The 15,183-nt window shown below is 64.3% G+C and carries 12 protein-coding genes and 2 pseudogenes; 4 read left to right on the top strand and 10 right to left on the bottom strand.

Features of this window, described 5'->3' with window-relative positions:
* Window positions 1-21: 21 nt before the first annotated feature.
* A complete protein-coding gene (locus LE197_RS34975; protein ID WP_043154523.1) occupies window positions 22-945 on the top strand; it encodes a LysR family transcriptional regulator in 924 nt (307 codons plus the stop codon).
* Window positions 946-987: 42 nt separating this feature from the next.
* On the opposite strand, the gene LE197_RS34970 is transcribed toward LE197_RS34975, so the two are convergent.
* The gene (locus LE197_RS34970; protein WP_226033803.1) at window positions 988-1,485 is read right to left on the bottom strand and encodes a JAB domain-containing protein; all 498 of its coding nucleotides are present in this window, start codon (window positions 1,483-1,485) and stop codon (window positions 988-990) included.
* 14 nt (window positions 1,486-1,499) lie between these two features.
* Here LE197_RS34970 and LE197_RS34965 point away from each other — a divergent pair.
* Window positions 1,500-2,931 (top strand): annotated as a pseudogene (locus LE197_RS34965) (IS1182-like element ISPmo1 family transposase).
* A gap of 58 nt (window positions 2,932-2,989) precedes the next feature.
* Here the strand turns inward: LE197_RS34965 and LE197_RS34960 are convergent.
* The 3 genes and pseudogenes from LE197_RS34960 to LE197_RS34950 all read right to left on the bottom strand — a co-directional run bounded on the left by LE197_RS34960 (window position 2,990) and on the right by LE197_RS34950 (window position 6,392).
* Window positions 2,990-3,160, bottom strand: coding sequence for a hypothetical protein (locus tag LE197_RS34960; RefSeq protein WP_226033802.1), 171 nt, complete (start codon window positions 3,158-3,160; stop codon window positions 2,990-2,992).
* A 565-nt stretch (window positions 3,161-3,725) separates the two neighbouring features.
* Window positions 3,726-5,810: pseudogene (locus LE197_RS34955) on the bottom strand (TonB-dependent copper receptor); the annotation flags it as partial.
* Window positions 5,811-5,930: 120 nt separating this feature from the next.
* Window positions 5,931-6,392 (bottom strand): DUF2946 domain-containing protein, encoded by a 462-nt coding sequence (locus tag LE197_RS34950; protein WP_003092760.1) that lies wholly within the window; start codon window positions 6,390-6,392, stop codon window positions 5,931-5,933.
* 479 nt (window positions 6,393-6,871) lie between these two features.
* On the opposite strand from LE197_RS34950, the gene leuA reads away from it, so the two are divergent.
* Window positions 6,872-8,542, top strand: coding sequence for a 2-isopropylmalate synthase (gene leuA / locus LE197_RS34945; RefSeq protein ID WP_003092766.1), 1,671 nt, complete (start codon window positions 6,872-6,874; stop codon window positions 8,540-8,542).
* A gap of 68 nt (window positions 8,543-8,610) precedes the next feature.
* On the opposite strand, the gene LE197_RS34940 is transcribed toward leuA, so the two are convergent.
* A complete protein-coding gene (locus tag LE197_RS34940; protein ID WP_003092770.1) occupies window positions 8,611-8,943 on the bottom strand; it encodes a DUF5629 family protein in 333 nt (110 codons plus the stop codon).
* 53 nt (window positions 8,944-8,996) lie between these two features.
* Entirely contained in the window at window positions 8,997-9,452 is a 456-nt protein-coding gene (locus tag LE197_RS34935; protein WP_003143130.1) for a hypothetical protein, read from the bottom strand.
* 180 nt (window positions 9,453-9,632) lie between these two features.
* On the opposite strand from LE197_RS34935, the gene LE197_RS34930 reads away from it, so the two are divergent.
* Entirely contained in the window at window positions 9,633-10,583 is a 951-nt protein-coding gene (locus LE197_RS34930; RefSeq protein ID WP_003107361.1) for an aldo/keto reductase, read from the top strand.
* 87 nt (window positions 10,584-10,670) lie between these two features.
* On the opposite strand, the gene LE197_RS34925 is transcribed toward LE197_RS34930, so the two are convergent.
* The 4 genes from LE197_RS34925 to der all read right to left on the bottom strand — a co-directional run bounded on the left by LE197_RS34925 (window position 10,671) and on the right by der (window position 15,111).
* Complete coding sequence (locus tag LE197_RS34925) at window positions 10,671-11,258, bottom strand: YidB family protein (protein WP_003113804.1); 588 nt, start codon at window positions 11,256-11,258, stop codon at window positions 10,671-10,673.
* Window positions 11,259-11,391: 133 nt separating this feature from the next.
* Window positions 11,392-12,186, bottom strand: coding sequence for an amidohydrolase (locus LE197_RS34920; RefSeq protein WP_003106646.1), 795 nt, complete (start codon window positions 12,184-12,186; stop codon window positions 11,392-11,394).
* Window positions 12,174-13,322, bottom strand: a complete 1,149-nt coding sequence (locus tag LE197_RS34915; RefSeq protein WP_003106648.1) for a pyridoxal phosphate-dependent aminotransferase — start codon at window positions 13,320-13,322, stop codon at window positions 12,174-12,176. The genes LE197_RS34920 and LE197_RS34915 overlap by 13 nt, the downstream gene beginning before the upstream one ends.
* A 307-nt stretch (window positions 13,323-13,629) precedes the next feature.
* A complete protein-coding gene (gene der / locus LE197_RS34910) occupies window positions 13,630-15,111 on the bottom strand; it encodes a ribosome biogenesis GTPase Der (protein WP_003092786.1) in 1,482 nt (493 codons plus the stop codon).
* Window positions 15,112-15,183: the final 72 nt, after the last annotated feature.

Below are 15,183 nucleotides of genomic sequence, written 5' to 3'. Positions count from 1 at the left end.
GAAAATCCCCAGTGAATAACGATGCTTTCTGACAAGAATGGTGAGCTGGAATCACCATTGACCGACACGCGCCTGCCTTCGCTGCTGGCCTTGCGCTGCTTCGAGGCAGCGGCCCGGCTGGAGAATTTCAGCCGGGCCGCCGACGAACTGCACCTGACCCACGGCGCGGTCAGCCGGGCCGTGGGTCTGCTCGAAGACGAGCTGGGCGTGGCCCTGTTCGAGCGCCGCAGCCGGCGCGTGTTCCTGACCGATGACGGGCGCACACTGGCGCGCGCCGTGGGCAATGGCCTGGATCTGATGCGGCAGGCCGTCGGCGAGCTGCGTGCCAGCGCCCGCCAGGGGCGGCGCTGGGTGCTGTCGTGCGAGCCGACCTTGCTGATGCGCTGGCTGATCCTGCGCTGGCCGGACTTCCAGGCCCGGCATCCGGGGATCGACGTGCATCTGGTGGCCGGCGGCGGGTCGTTCTCCTTCGCCAGCGGCATCGACCTGGCCATCCGTCGCGACGACTTCCCCTGGCCCGAGGGCTACCACGCCGAACCCTTGTTCGCGGAAAAGGTCGGCCCGGTCTGCCGCCCCGACAAGGTGGCGACCTGGTTCTCCACGAAGAAGGCCGGCGCCGTGCTCAAGGCCGGCGCACCGCGCCTGCACACGCGCACGCGGCCGGGCGCATGGTCGGAATGGGCGACGGCCGCAGGCCAGCCCGTGTCGGACGCGCCGGGGCAGACCTTCGAGCACTTCTATTTCAGCTTGCAGGCGGCCGTGGCCGGCCTCGGCGTCGCCATCGGCCCCTGGCACCTGGTGCGCGACGATCTGGACAGCGGCGTGCTGGCCGCGCCGCTCGGCTTCATCGAAGACGGCTCGCGTTACTGCCTGCTATCGCCCCAGCCCCTGCCGCCCGATGGGCCGCAGGCCGACTTGCTGGCATGGTTGCGGGCAATGGCCTGAGCGAGCTGCGGACGCAGCAAAAAGGGGCCGAAGCCCCTTCGGTCAGAGCAGGCCGTGTTCGGCAAATGAAGTGGTCTTGCTGCCCGCCACGATGATGTGATCCAGCGTGCGGACATCCACCAGCGCCAGCACCTCCTTGAGCTGCTTGGTCAGCACCTTGTCTGCGGCGCTCGGCTCCGGGTTCCCGCTCGGGTGGTTGTGCGAAATGACGACTGCCGCCGCGTTGTGACGCAGGGCCGTCTTGACCACTTCGCGCGGATGCACCTCGGCCGAGTCGATCGTGCCGCGGAACATCTCGGCATACTCGATCAGGCGATGCTGTGTATCGAGGAACAGCACCGCGAACACCTCATGCTCGAAGCCGGCCAGCTTGGCGCGCAGGTACTCCTTGACGGCCGCCGGCGACGTGAATGAATCCCCGCGCTGCATCTTGTGCTCGATGGCCTGGCGCGCAGCTTCCAGAATCTGGTCGGCCGTCGCCGGCCCAGAGTGTGTAAAAACATCCCGGTAAACCCTTGCTATGATTTCCGAGAATCTCATCGCAAGGGACGCCCATGAAACGGTTTATCCAGGGTGAACATCGAGGTCAAAGCACCTTACTTCCCGAAAGCCTCGACGACTACGTCAGCGATACCAATCCGGTTCGGGTGGTTGACGTTTTCGTCGATGAACTCGATTTGGCCAATCTAGGTTTTGATGGCGTCATTCCAGCCGAAACCGGCAGACCTGCCTACCACCCGGCGATCCTGCTGAAGATCTACATCTACGGTTACCTAAACCGAATTCAATCGAGCCGACGTCTGGAGCGAGAAGCCCAGCGCAACGTCGAACTCATGTGGCTAACCGGGCGTTTGATGCCCGATTTCAAGACCATCGCCAACTTCCGAAAAGACAACAGCAAGGCCATTCGCGGCGTCTGCCGCCAGTTCGTTTTGCTCTGCCAGCAGTTGGGGTTGTTTGACGAAAACCTGGTTGCCATCGACGGCAGCAAATTCAAGGCAGTGAACAACCGTGACCGCAATTTCACCAGCGCCAAACTGAAGCGGCGCATGGAAGAAATCGAGGCGAGCATCGGCCGTTATTTGGCTGCGCTCGATGCGGCTGATCGACAGATTCCTAGCGCCTCCGCGCCAGACATTGCCAGCCTGGAAGATAAAATCGCCAAGCTCAAATCGCAGATGAAAGAGCTTCAAGGGATCGAAACTCAGCTCAACGATTCCCCTGACAAACAGGTTTCGCTGACCGACCCGGATGCCCGTTCGATGATGACGCGCGGCAGCGGTATCGTCGGCTACAACGTGCAGACGGCGGTCGATACGCAGCACCATTTGATTGTTGCTCATGAGGTCACCAACAGAGGTTCTGACCGCGACCAACTCAGCTCGATGGCCAAGCAAGCTAGGGAAGCCATTGGCGCAGAAACATTGTCGGTAGTCGCCGACCGAGGCTACTTCAAGGGTGAAGAAATCCTCGCCTGTCACGATGCAAACATCACCGCTTATGTGCCAAAGCCGATGACTTCAAGCGCCAAGGCTGATGGCCGGTTCAACAAAGATGCCTTCGTTTATGACGCGACGAAAAACGAATATACATGCCCGGCTGGAGAGGCACTGATTTGGCGATTCTCCAGCGTTGAGAAAGGCATGAATATGCACTGTTACTGGAGTTCAAAGTGCCAGAGTTGCGCGCTGAAAACCCAGTGCACGCCAAGCACAAATCGTCGAGTAAGGCGCTGGGAACATGAAAGCGGTGCTGGAGGAAATGCAACGCCGGCTGAACCAAGCACCGGAGATGATGCGGGTTCGAAAACGGACTGTTGAGCATCCCTTCGGGACGCTCAAACAATGGATGGGAGCAACGCACTTCCTGACTCGAAAACTGAATGGGGTGAGCGCAGAAATGAGCTTGAATGTGCTCGCCTACAACTTGAAGCGGGTGATGAAAATCATCGGCACCGAAGGCTTGTTGAAGGCGATGGCGGCGTAAAAGCCCAGCTTTTACTGCCCCAAGAGGTGCCAAAGCGCTTCATACGCGCTCTGAAGCGTTACCGGCGCTGATCGTGGTAAATAATCGGGAAATCGCCACGCCCAGGAGCAATGGGCTGAAGCACGCAAGATAAGAAAGTGTTTTTACACACTCTGGGCCGATAGCGGCCGCGACCATCGCGCACCATGAGCGGAGAATCGACGGAAGGAAGAAGGGTCAGTTGCGACATGATCGTGCTCCGGTTGCTCGGGCGGAATTGCCCGGAACCGTGGCGAGCACGGCGCAGCGCAAGCAGTCAGGGATCGAAGACGGCCATCAGGCCGCAAGCGTGCGAGCACGCGCAGTCATTGACGGCGAGAACGCCGTGATACGGTGAAGGGAACAGCAAGACCGCCCACACCCCGCCCACTGCACAAAGTCGGCTTTTGGGGCAAGCGGAGCGCGCAGGCCTGTGGGGCCAAAAGCGTCAGGGAAGATTTCCCAGACACTGCCTGGGAAATTTCCATAGCGACGACCGAGGGCCGAAGGCGTCAGGGGAAAAAGCCGGATGGCCGCGATTCGGCACGAAGCGCGGGGCGCAGCCCGCGCACCCGACGGCGGAACGCCGGGACGCCCAACATGGGCATCGAAGGAACAGAGGAATTGGGGGAACTGCTGCGCTGGAACACGCCATGCTTGTCCGGTGGCGTTCTTTCCCTTGGCTCTTATCCGGCTCCTAGACCAGGCAGGCAGGGCATCTTGGGCAGCGAGGAACGGGCGCTAAACCCGCATGGGGACTGGCTTTCCGGCGATCAGGCCGCTTGAAAATTCTGCTTGACAAAACTATCGAACAGGTTATCGACACCGGCGCTCAGCTTGACGTTGCGAGTCACCCGGTAGGCGCCGTTGAGCGAGAAGACGCCGAAGCCGGCGCTCTTGTCGAAGTCCTTGCCGACCACGTTGCCCTGGTCCCTGGCGATGCGATTCTGCGGCGCGACCACCCGCCACAGGCTGCCGGCACTCCAGTCGCCTTCCTCGTAGGTCAGGCCGAAGCGCGCTTCCAGCGGCGGGATCTGCGGCAGCGCGCGGTCGTCCGAGCTGTTCTTGCCCCAGGCATAGGCCAGGCTGGCGTCGGTCTTCCAGTTGCCGGTGAGCTGGTAGGAAGCGCCCAGCTCGCCGCCCATGATCCGCGCGTCGACGTTGGTCGCCTGGGTCGAGGAACCCATCATGCCCTCGCGATAGCTGAACAGGATGAAGTCCTGGACCACCCCGACGTAGCCGGAGGCCCAGGCCTGCAGCTTGTCGCCGTTGTACTGGAGGCCGAAGTCGAGCTGGGTGGTCTTTTCCGGCTTGATCTTGTCGAAGGCGTTGACCGACCCGTTCGGCCCGCGCTTGGGCGAGAACAGCTCCCAGTAGTCGGGGAAGCGCTCGGCATGGCCGAGGCCGGCGTAGAGGGTGGTCGGCGAGTCGGCGAGGTCGTGCTCGTAGCGCACGAAGCCGCTGGGCAGGGTATCGGCGCGGGTGTCGTTGGCCGTCGGGTTGGCCATGGCGTGGCCCATGTGCCCGGACTTCAGGGTCTGCCGGTAGTCCTTGACCGAGGCGCGGTCCAGGCGCAACCCGCCGATCAGCCGGTCGCGCTCGGCGGCGAACCAGGTCAGTTCGCCGAAGGCCCCGTAGTTGTGGAACACCGCGTCCTTGCTCCAGGGGAACTGGTCGGCGTCGGTGTAGTAGTCGGTCATCATGTCGTACTTGGAGCCGCGCGCGCGGTGCTCGTTGCGCATGGCGTCGACCCCGGTGACCAGCTTGAAGTCGTCCCAGCGCCAGGTGGCCGCCAGGCGACCGCCGAGGGTGCGTCGGTCCACCTGGGACGCCATCGGCATGGGCATCATGCTGGATGGGTCGGGAGTGCGCAGGCGGAAGTTGTCCATGATGTGGTCGGCGTAGTTGTAGTAGACCTGTGCCTCGACCTTCTCCAGCACATCGCTGACGTTCGATTTGACGAAGCGCAGGCCCAGGCTCTCGCGCTTGAACTGCGAGCCGTCCATGCCGCGCCCGGCGTAGCGTGCCTCGCCGTCGCCCTTGCCGGCGGTGAGTTCGATCAGGGTGTCCTCGTCGGGGGTCCAGCCGACCGCGACGTCGCCGTTCCACTTCTTCCAGCGCGACGGCACGGTATTCCCGGCGCCGTCCTCGTAATCGTCGGACTGCGCGTGGTTGCCGGTGAAGCGCAGGTAGCCGAGCCGGTTGCCGGCGGCGGCGTCCAGCACCTTGTCGAAGCGGCCATTGGAGCCGGCCAGCAGGCTGGCGTTGACCCGCGAGCCGAGTTCGCCGAAGCGCTCCGGCTCACGCTCGAAGAGGATCGTCCCGGCCGACGCGCCCGGCCCCCAGAGCACCGTCTGCGGGCCCTTGATCACGGTGAGCTTGTCGTAGGTTTCCGGCGAGATGTAGGAGGTCGGCGCGTCCATCCGGTTCGGACAGGCACCGAGCATCATGCCGCCGTTGGTGAGGATGTTCAGGCGCGAACCGAACATCCCGCGCAGCACCGGGTCGCCGTTGCTGCCGCCGTTGCGGATCACCGCGAAGCCGGGAATGGTCTTCAGGTAGTCGGCCCCATCGCTGGCCGGCACCGGTTGGCGCGGCTCCTTGGGATTGGTGACGATGGTCAGCGGCGAACTCTGGGCGACTCCGGTGACCACGCTCGGCGCCAGCTCCACGGCGTGATCCTGGTGCTGGGAGTGCTCCTCGGCCAGGAGCGCCGACGGAGACAGGGCCAGGCCGCACAGTGCGGCGAAGGCTCCCGCCCAGCGGCGGCGTTGTGCGAGACGGGCAGGGTCGAAGCTGAAAGCGGCGGTCGGGCAGGCGTTGCCGGCCGCTCGTTGTTGAGTAGACATACGTTTTTCCATGATCTATGTGACTTCCGCCCCGCCCCCACGGCGAGCAGGCACCCGGCCAGGCTCGCGTCACCGGCGCGGCGAAGACGCGCCGGTGCCCCCAGGAAGCGGCGGCTATCGGATTGAAAGAGGTCAGGCGATCAGGAACGGCGGCGCACGGGTACGGGCGCCGGGAAACACCGGCGAGGCGACGAACGCCTCGTTCAGGAAAGCGACGGCGGGCGCCGTCGCGAAGGGAACGGAGAACAGCGCCAGGCAGGCGTCTTCGGTGAGCGGCGGGCTGTGGAACAACAGGCTGCAATAACCACACTTCTCCCAGAGCACGTCGCTGGCCAGGCGATTGCCTTCCTCGCCGCCCATCCCCGGCATGCCGGCATGGACGACGGAGCGCTGGGCATCGGAACAGCCGGCATGGGCCATGTCGCCATGGTCCATGTTCTCGTGGGACATGCCTTCGTGGCCCATCCCCACGCCCATCGGCATCGGGTGGTCCATCGGCATCGACTGGGAGATTAACGGCCCGACGAAGATCATCAGCATGGCGAACAGAGCCAGCCATGCACCGATGCCTTGTCGTTTCAGAGTGGTCGCCACCTGCGACTCCCGCCGTCTTGAATGAAGACCACCGCGTAGCGGGCCGGATGGCCGCTCGCGCCGGGTCATGCCGAAAAGAAGAATGCGCCTGTCGTTATACGACCCAGGCACGGGGAACGAAATGATCGCACAAGGGCGGCTGGCTCTTCTGCGGCATGGGGCCGCAGAATTTTCCATTGCGGAGAGCGTGCCGGCGGCGCAATCGAGGACAAGCTTTCACCGCCGGGAAAGAATAAAAACCCACAAAAGCCGCACAAATGGGAGATTCTACTAATTTTCCTTTAATGCTTGCCATTCAAATGCAGTCTCACTAGTGTGGTACGCATGAAAACACCACACACCCTCATCCTGCTCCGCCAACACGCCTGCCTGTGCCTGGTCAGCCCGCGACTGCGTGGCTGAGCGACGCTTCTCTTCATCTCGTCACTGCGTTCGCCTGGCCCCGCCGGCCCAGGAACCGACTCCAAAGGATTAGCCCCATGAGCATGTTGAAAGACCCTTCGCAGAAATACCGCCCATTCCCGGCCATCAATCTGCCCGACCGCACCTGGCCGTCGAAGACCATCACCGAGGTGCCGATCTGGTGCAGTTCCGACCTGCGCGACGGCAACCAGTCGCTGATCGAACCGATGGACGCGGCGAAGAAGATGCGATTCTTCAAGACCCTGGTGCAGGTCGGCCTGAAGCAGATCGAAGTGGCCTTCCCGTCGGCTTCCGATACCGACTTCAACTTCGTCCGCGAGTTGATCGAAGGCAACCACATCCCGGACGACGTCACCATCCAGGTGCTGACCCAGGCCCGCGAAGACCTGATCACCCGCACCTTCGAATCCCTGCGCGGGGCGAAGAAGGCCATCGTCCACGTCTACAACGCCACCGCCCCGTCGTTCCGCCGCATCGTCTTCAACCAGGACAAGCAGGGCGTCGTGGACATCGCCACCAACGCCGCGAAACTGATCAAGAAGCTGGCCGCCGAGCAACCGGATACCCAGTGGTCGTTCCAGTACTCGCCGGAAATCTTCAGCTCTACCGAGCTGGAGTTCTCGGTGGAGGTCTGCAACGCGGTGATCGACGTCTGGCAACCGACCCCGGACAACAAGATCATCCTCAACCTGCCGGCCACCGTGGAGTGCGCCACGCCGAACGTCTACGCCGACCAGATCGAATGGTTCGGCCGCCACGTCGACAAGCGTGACAGCGTGATCATCAGCCTGCACACCCACAACGACCGTGGCACCGGCGTGGCCGCCACCGAGCTGGGCCTGATGGCCGGCGCCGACCGCGTCGAAGGTTGCCTGTTCGGCAACGGCGAGCGCACCGGCAACGTCGACCTGGTGACCCTGGCCTTGAACATGTACACCCAGGGCCTGCATCCGCAACTGGACTTCTCCGACATCGACGCGGTGCGCAAGGTGGTCGAAGAGTGCAACCAGTTGCCGGTCCACCCGCGCCATCCATATGTCGGCGACCTGGTCCATACCGCTTTCTCCGGCTCGCACCAGGATGCCATTCGCAAGGGCTTCGCCCAGCAGAAGGAAGACGCGATCTGGGAAGTGCCGTACCTGCCGATCGATCCGGCCGACATCGGCCGCGACTACGAAGCGGTGATCCGGGTCAACAGCCAGTCCGGCAAGGGCGGCATCACCTTCCTGCTCGAACAGGAGTACGGCATCAGCCTGCCGCGGCGCATGCAGATCGAGTTCAGCCAGGTAGTGCAAGGCGAGACCGACCGTCTCGGCCTGGAAATGACCGCACAACAGATCTACTCGCTGCTGGAAAACGAATACCTCAAGGCGACCTCGCCCTACGTCCTCGCCAGCCATCGCCTGCAGGAAGAGAACGGCACCAGCGCCGTCGACCTGGAAGTCTCCTTCGACGGCGAGAAGCAGCACTGGCGCGGGATCGGCAAGGGACCGCTGGAAGCCTTGGTGGCCGCCCTGCCGGTCAAGGCGGAAATCATGGACTACCATGAGCACGCCATCGGCGCCGGCGCCAATGCCAAGGCCGCGGCCTATATCGAGATCCGCCTGGAGGGCCAGCGCCCGCTGCACGGCATCGGCATCGACGAGAACATTACCACCGCCAGCTTCCGCGCCCTGTTCAGCGCGCTGAACCGCGCGGTGACCCAGGCCGAGGCCAAGGCGGCCTGACCGGCACGGAAGGGAAAAAGGGAGCCAGGCGGCTCCCTTTTTTCATGGGATCTTTCAGCTGAGTCGCTTCACTCATCCTCGCCGCTGGCGCTGACCGCTCCCAGGCAACGGAGCTGGTACGCCCCCTCCCCTGTGGTCAGGCGCCAGGACTCGCCATCGGCCTGGGGCTCGGCTTCCATCACCGCGTTGTAGGAAAAACGCCACTCGCGACGGGTGCGTCCATCCAGGCTTTCCACCGCCAGCACCCAGTCTTCGCTGGCGAACGGCTGGTCGGCTTCCGCCGCCAGGTCCGCCTGGTCCAGCAGGTTCTCGTTGAGTTCGAAGCGCCAGGCGTGCAGACCGTCGATCTCGAGCATGTCGGCGGTTTCCAGTTCATCGAGCAGGTAGCGTTGTGTAGTCATGGCCAGTCATCGCGGATAAAGAACTCATGATAAGGCAAAGCGCGGGCTGCCCCTCACACCATCAGCATCACCACCGGGATCGCTACCGACAGGACCACCAACATGAACAGCAGGCCGATCCCCGCCGCCCGCCAGTTGGAAATGAACGCTCCGCCCGCTGCCTTGTGGCTGTCCAGGGCCGGACCGAAGGCTGATTTGGCGTAGTAGACCATGCCGAATATCTGCGCCACCGTGAAGCCGATCGAGGGGATGTTCTCCGGCAGTATCGCGCCCAGAACTGGCAGCAGGACAAACAGGCAGAGGCCGACCAGCCAGGTTTTCCCGACTTCCTGCGCCCGTCCCAGGCGACGGAGATTCACCGCCGCGAGGAAGGCACCGGCCAGGGGCGTGCCAATGAAGGTACCCAGACCGATCGCGGAAAGCCTGTACAGCGGCTCGCCATGGGTGGCGTCAGGCTCGTCCAGGCGGGCCTCCGGTGGGCGGAACGGATTCTCGGTGTCGCTGTTCATGCGTGTGCTCCCTGCGGATATTTACTGAAGCTTTACCAGGGCCGGCATTGGAAAATCCCGGCAACCGGCAGAGTCTATAGGACGCTGCGCGCCGGCTGAACATTCCGCACCCGCCGGGAGTCACAGCAAGACGTGCGAACGAAAGCGCCCACACAGGACCGCACTCAGGAGGGATGACGCATGACCACACGCAAACTCGGCAACTCCGGCCTGGAGATACCGGCACTGGTATTCGGCGGCAACGTCTTCGGCTGGACTGCCGACGAAAGCACCTCCTTCAGGCTGCTGGACGCCCTGCTCGACGCCGGCCTGAACTGCATCGACACCGCCGACGTATATTCGCGCTGGGTTCCCGGGCACCAGGGCGGCGAGTCGGAAACCCTCATCGGCAAGTGGCTGAAACGCACCGGCAAACGCGACCGCATGGTGATCGCCAGCAAGGTCGGGATGGACATGGGCAATGGCCACAAAGGCCTATCCGCCGCCTATATCGAGCAGGCCCTGGAGCGCTCGCTACGACGCCTGCAGACCGACTACCTGGACCTCTACCAGTCGCACACCGACGATCCCCACACCGACCTGGAGGAAACCCTTTCCACCTATGGCGAACTGATCAAGAAAGGCAAGGTACGGGTCATCGGCGCCTCCAACTACGACGCCCGGCGCCTCCTCGAAGCACGCCAGGTCAGCGCCCGGCTTAACCTGCCGAGCTACCAGAGCCTGCAACCCGAATACAACCTGTACGATCGCGCCGACTACGAGACCAACCTGGAGCCGACGGTGGAAGAACTCGGTATCGGGGTGATCAGCTACTACTCGCTGGCCAGCGGCTTCCTCAGCGGCAAGTACCGCAACCAGGCCGACACCGCCGGGCGAGCCCGGGGAGAGAAGGTGAAGGGTTATCTCAACGAGCGCGGCGTGGCCATCCTCGCGGCGCTCGACGAAGTGGCCGAGCAGTACAACGCCAACCCGACCCAGGTCGCCCTGGCCTGGCTCATCGCTCGTCCGACGGTGACCGCGCCGATCGCCAGCGCCACCAGCCTGGAACAGCTCGACGACCTGATCGCCGCCACCCACCTGAAGCTCGACGAACAGGCGATCCACCGCCTGGACAGCGCCAGCGCCTATTGACCGACCTGCCGTCGAGGGCGGCCTCGCCCCGTTGAGTGGAGCGGATAACCGTATCGCGGCTATCCGCTCCGCATCGACGGGAAAGCCTTAGCTGAAGCGCGCCAGCAGCGAACCGATGTCCAGGTCGCCCTGCGGCGCCTGGCCGTCCGGCGTCAGCTTGTTGACCAATTCCGGCAGCAGGCTGCTCAGGTGTTCGGCCGCCTCGCCCTGGCTGACTCCGGCGGAGTCCGCCAGTTGCTGCAATTGACCGTCGCCGAAGACCCGGGAAATGTCTGCCGCCGACACCGACTGGTTCGGCCCACCGCCGATCCAGGAATTCAGGGCATCGCCCAGGCCTGCGTTCTGGAGCATCTGGAACAACCCGCCGAGTCCGCCCAGTGAGCCGGCCTCCACGCCCGGCGCCGCCTGCCCGGCACCGCCCGCGGCGCCACCGAGCAGATCGCCGAGGACGCCACCCAGCCCGCCGCTCGCGGCCCCGCCGCCGGCACCACCAAGGATGCTGCCCAGCGAACCGAGCAGACCACCGCCATCGCCACCGCCCTGTGCCGCACCGCCCTGGCGCGACATCAGCATGGTCACCAGCCCGATCAACAGGGCCACTTTCGGATCGCGAGCACCTCCCTGTCCTTCAGAGCCACCCAGCGCCGAACCGAGAATCGAATCGAGCAGTCCCATTGGTCTTCCTCCTGATCTGATGCCCACGGCGCGGCGCCGCGGGATACGGGTAACTCCATTCCCGGCACTGCGCCATCATGCGCAGCGCCGGGTCATGGCCTCGGACATCGACCGGAAGCGGACGTTCCGGCACTCAAGGATGGATTTCGAAGCGATCCGCGTCCATGTAGGCCGGGAAACGCTGGCGATAGGCCGCCAGTGCCGCCGCGTCCAGCCGGACGCGGAACACGCCGTCGGCGTCCGCCGCGTTGAACAGGCTGTCGCCCTGGAAGTCCAGGACCTGGCTATCCCCAGCGTAGCGCAAGGCGTTGCCGTCTTCGCCGATACGGTTCACCGCCACCACGTAGCAAAGGTTCTCGATCGCCCGCGCCGGCAGCAGGCGGTTCCAGTGCTGTCGACGAGGCGCGGGCCAGTTGGCGGTGTAGAGCAACAGGTCGGTGTCGTGCGGGTCGCGGCTCCACACCGGGAAACGCAGGTCGTAGCAGATCAGCGGGCGCACCCGCCAGCCCTTGAGTTCGAACAGTTCCTGGCGTTCGCCGGGACTGTAGTGCTCGTGTTCGCCGGCCATGCGGAACAGATGGCGCTTGTCGTAGTGCAGCATCTCGCCGTCCGGACGCGCCCAGAGCAGGCGGTTGCGATGGCTGCCGTCGGCGAGCTGGACGATCAGGCTGCCGGTGACCACCGCGCCAAGGCGCCGGGCCTGCTCCAGCAGCCAGGCATGGGTCGGCCCCAGTTCGGGCTCGGCCTGCTCGGCCGAAGCCATGCTGAAACCCGTGGTGAACATCTCCGGGAGGACCACCAGGTCGGCACCGGCGGCGCTCTCCAGCAGGGCGGCGAAATGCTCGCGGTTGGCCTGGGCGTCGTGCCAGACCAGGGAGGATTGGACCAGGGCGATGTCCAGGTCCGGCAGAACCGTCAGATCGCGCATAGCTTTTCCGCTGCCTGACGCAGCGTCTCCTCGCGTTTGGCGTAACAGAACCGGACCAGCCGCATGGCGTCCGGAGCCTTTTCATAAAACACCGAAACCGGGATCGCCGCCACTCCGTGTTCGCGGGTCAGCCACTCGGCCATGGCCACGTCGTCCAGGTCCGGACGGATGGCCGAATAGTCCACGCACTGGAAGTAGGTGCCCGGCGCACGGGTAAAACGGAAGCGAGAGTCCAGCAGCAGGTCGCAGAACAGGTCGCGCTTGGCCTGGTAGAAGCCGGGCAATTGCCGCAAGTGCTCCGGATGGCCGGCCATGTAGTCCGCCAATGCCCATTGCAGCGGCGTGACGCCACAGAAGTTGACGTACTGGTGAACCTTGCGCAGCTCCGCGCTGAGCGCCGGCGGCGCGACCACGTAGCCGGTCTTCCAGCCGGTGACGTGGTAGGTCTTGCCGAACGAACTGACCACGAAGGAACGCGGATACAACTCGTCGTGGGACAGCACGCTGGTATGGGCGACACCGTCGAACACCAGGTGCTCGTAGACCTCGTCGCTGATCAGATAGATATCCCGGTCGCGGATCAGCGCGGCCAGGCGGTCCAGTTCCTCGCGGCTGATCAGCGCGCCGCTGGGGTTGTGCGGGGTATTGATGATGACCAGCCGGGTACGCGGCCCGATGGCCTCGGCCATGCGCTGCCAGTCGATGGAGAAGTCCGGCAGCGCCAGCGGCACGTGCACGCAACGCCCGCCGGCGAGTTGCACGGAGGGTTCGTAGCTGTCGTAGGACGGGTCGAGCACCACCACTTCGTCGCCCGGATGGACCAGCGCCTGGATCGCGCTGAAGATCGCCTCGGTCGCCCCCGGCGTGATGGTCACCTCGCTGTCGGCGCTCACCCGGCGTCCATAGAACTGCTCGATCTTCTTCGCCACCTGCTCGCGCAGGGCCGGCAAGCCGGTCATCGGCGCGTACTGGTTGTGCCCGGCGGCGATATGCCTACCTACCGCCTCGCGCAACTCCGGCGGGCCGTCGAAATCGGGAAAGCCCTGGGAGAGGTTGATCGCGCCACACTCGGCGGCCAGTTGCGACATGCGGGTGAAGATGGTGGTGCCGACATTCGGCAGCTTGCTCTGAATCATCGGGACTTCCTGCAGAGACTCGCCGGACGACAGCCCGGCCAGACGGGTGGCAGGGCAGGATAGCCGATCCAGGAGCGACGCTGCAGGGGCACGCCTTAGAAAAAACCGTGACCGCTTCAGGTCAGAGGGGAATATGCGCCAGGCGATGGCGCAGGACGAATAACCACCTCGCGATCATTCGTCGCCACGACAGGGAATCGGCGGTCAACGCCGGCGGCCTGGTTCGTCCCGCGGGCTACAGCCGCGGCCAATGAAAAAGGCCCGACAGGGATCCCTGCCGGGCCTTTCGACGAAGGAAACGCCACCCTCAGCGGCGCTTGTCCTTCTTCTTCTTCTCGGCTTTCTTGTGGTGCGACATCAGCCGGCGCTTCTTGTTGACCTGGCGCGCGGTGAGCGAGTTCTTCTTGCCCTCGTAGGGGTTCTCGCCGCCCTTGTACTCGATGCGGATCGGCGTACCGACCAGCTTCAATACCCGCCGGTAGGTCTTCTCCAGGTAGCGGGTATAGGCCTTCGGCACCGCGTCCACCTGGTTGCCGTGGATCACGATCAGCGGCGGATTGGCGCCGCCCAGGTGGGCGTAGCGCAGCTTGATCCGGCGACCGTTGACCATCGGCGGCTGGTGCACCTGCACGGCGTCCTCGAGGATGCTGGTCAGGCGGCTGGTCGGCCAGCGGGTCACCGCCGAACGGAAGGACTCCTGGACCGACTTGTAGAGATGGCCGACGCCGGTGCCATGCAGGGCCGAAATGAAATGGATGTCGGCGAAGTCGACGAACAGCAGGCGCCGCTCCAGTTCGGTCTTCACGTAGTCACGCTCGGCCGCCTCCATGCCATCCCACTTGTTCAGGGCGATGACCAGGGCACGGCCGGTCTCGAGGACGAAGCCGAGCAGGTTGAGGTCGTGCTCGACCACCCCTTCGCGGGCGTCCATGACGAAGATCACCACGTTGGCGTCCTGGATCGCCTGGAGGGTCTTCACCACCGAGAACTTTTCCACCGCCTCGAAGATCTTGCCGCGACGCCGCACGCCAGCGGTGTCGATCAGGGTGTACTTCTCCTCGTTGCGCTCGAACGGGATGTAGATGCTGTCGCGGGTGGTGCCGGCCTGGTCGTAGACGATCACCCGCTCTTCGCCGAGCATGCGGTTGACCAGGGTCGACTTGCCCACGTTGGGCCGGCCGATGATGGCAATCTTGATCCCGTCCTTCTCGCTGGGACCGGGAATCCGGGTCGGTTCCTCGCCTTCGGCGACCTCTTCGCTGGCCGGCTCGCCCTCGCCCTCTTCCTCCGCGTTGTCCTTGGGGAAGATCCCCAGGGCTTCCTGCAGCATATGGTTGATGCCGCGACCGTGGGCGGCGGCGATCGGCAGCGCATCGCCCAGGCCCAGCGGGCTGAACTCGGCGCGAGCGAGATCGGGATCGATGGTGTCGACCTTGTTGGCGATCAGGAAGCTGCGCTTGTTCCGCTTGCGCAGGTGCTCGGCGATCATCTGGTCGGCGGCGGTCATGCCGGCGCGCGAATCGACCAGGAACAGGACGGCATCCGCCTCCTCGATGGCCTGCAACGATTGCTCGGCCATTTTCGCATCAATGCCTTCCTCATCGCCGGAGATGCCTCCGGTATCGATGACGATATAGGTGCGGCCCTGCCAGCGCGCCTCGCCGTACTGGCGATCGCGAGTCAGGCCTGCGTACTCCGCCACGATGGCGTCGCGCGACTTGGTCAGGCGGTTGAACAGAGTGGACTTGCCGACGTTCGGGCGACCCACCAGGGCAATAACGGGAACCATGCGGCTCTCCACGAGAATTCAGAAAACACAAAGGCCGCTGACGTCGGACGGCAGCGGCCGGACACTTGAAAC

It is taken from the genome of Pseudomonas sp. PS1(2021) (assembly GCF_020405165.1).
Classification (GTDB): domain Bacteria; phylum Pseudomonadota; class Gammaproteobacteria; order Pseudomonadales; family Pseudomonadaceae; genus Pseudomonas; species Pseudomonas aeruginosa.
Note: the sequence above shows the minus strand (reverse complement) of the source record. Positions and strands in the feature narration are given on the sequence as shown.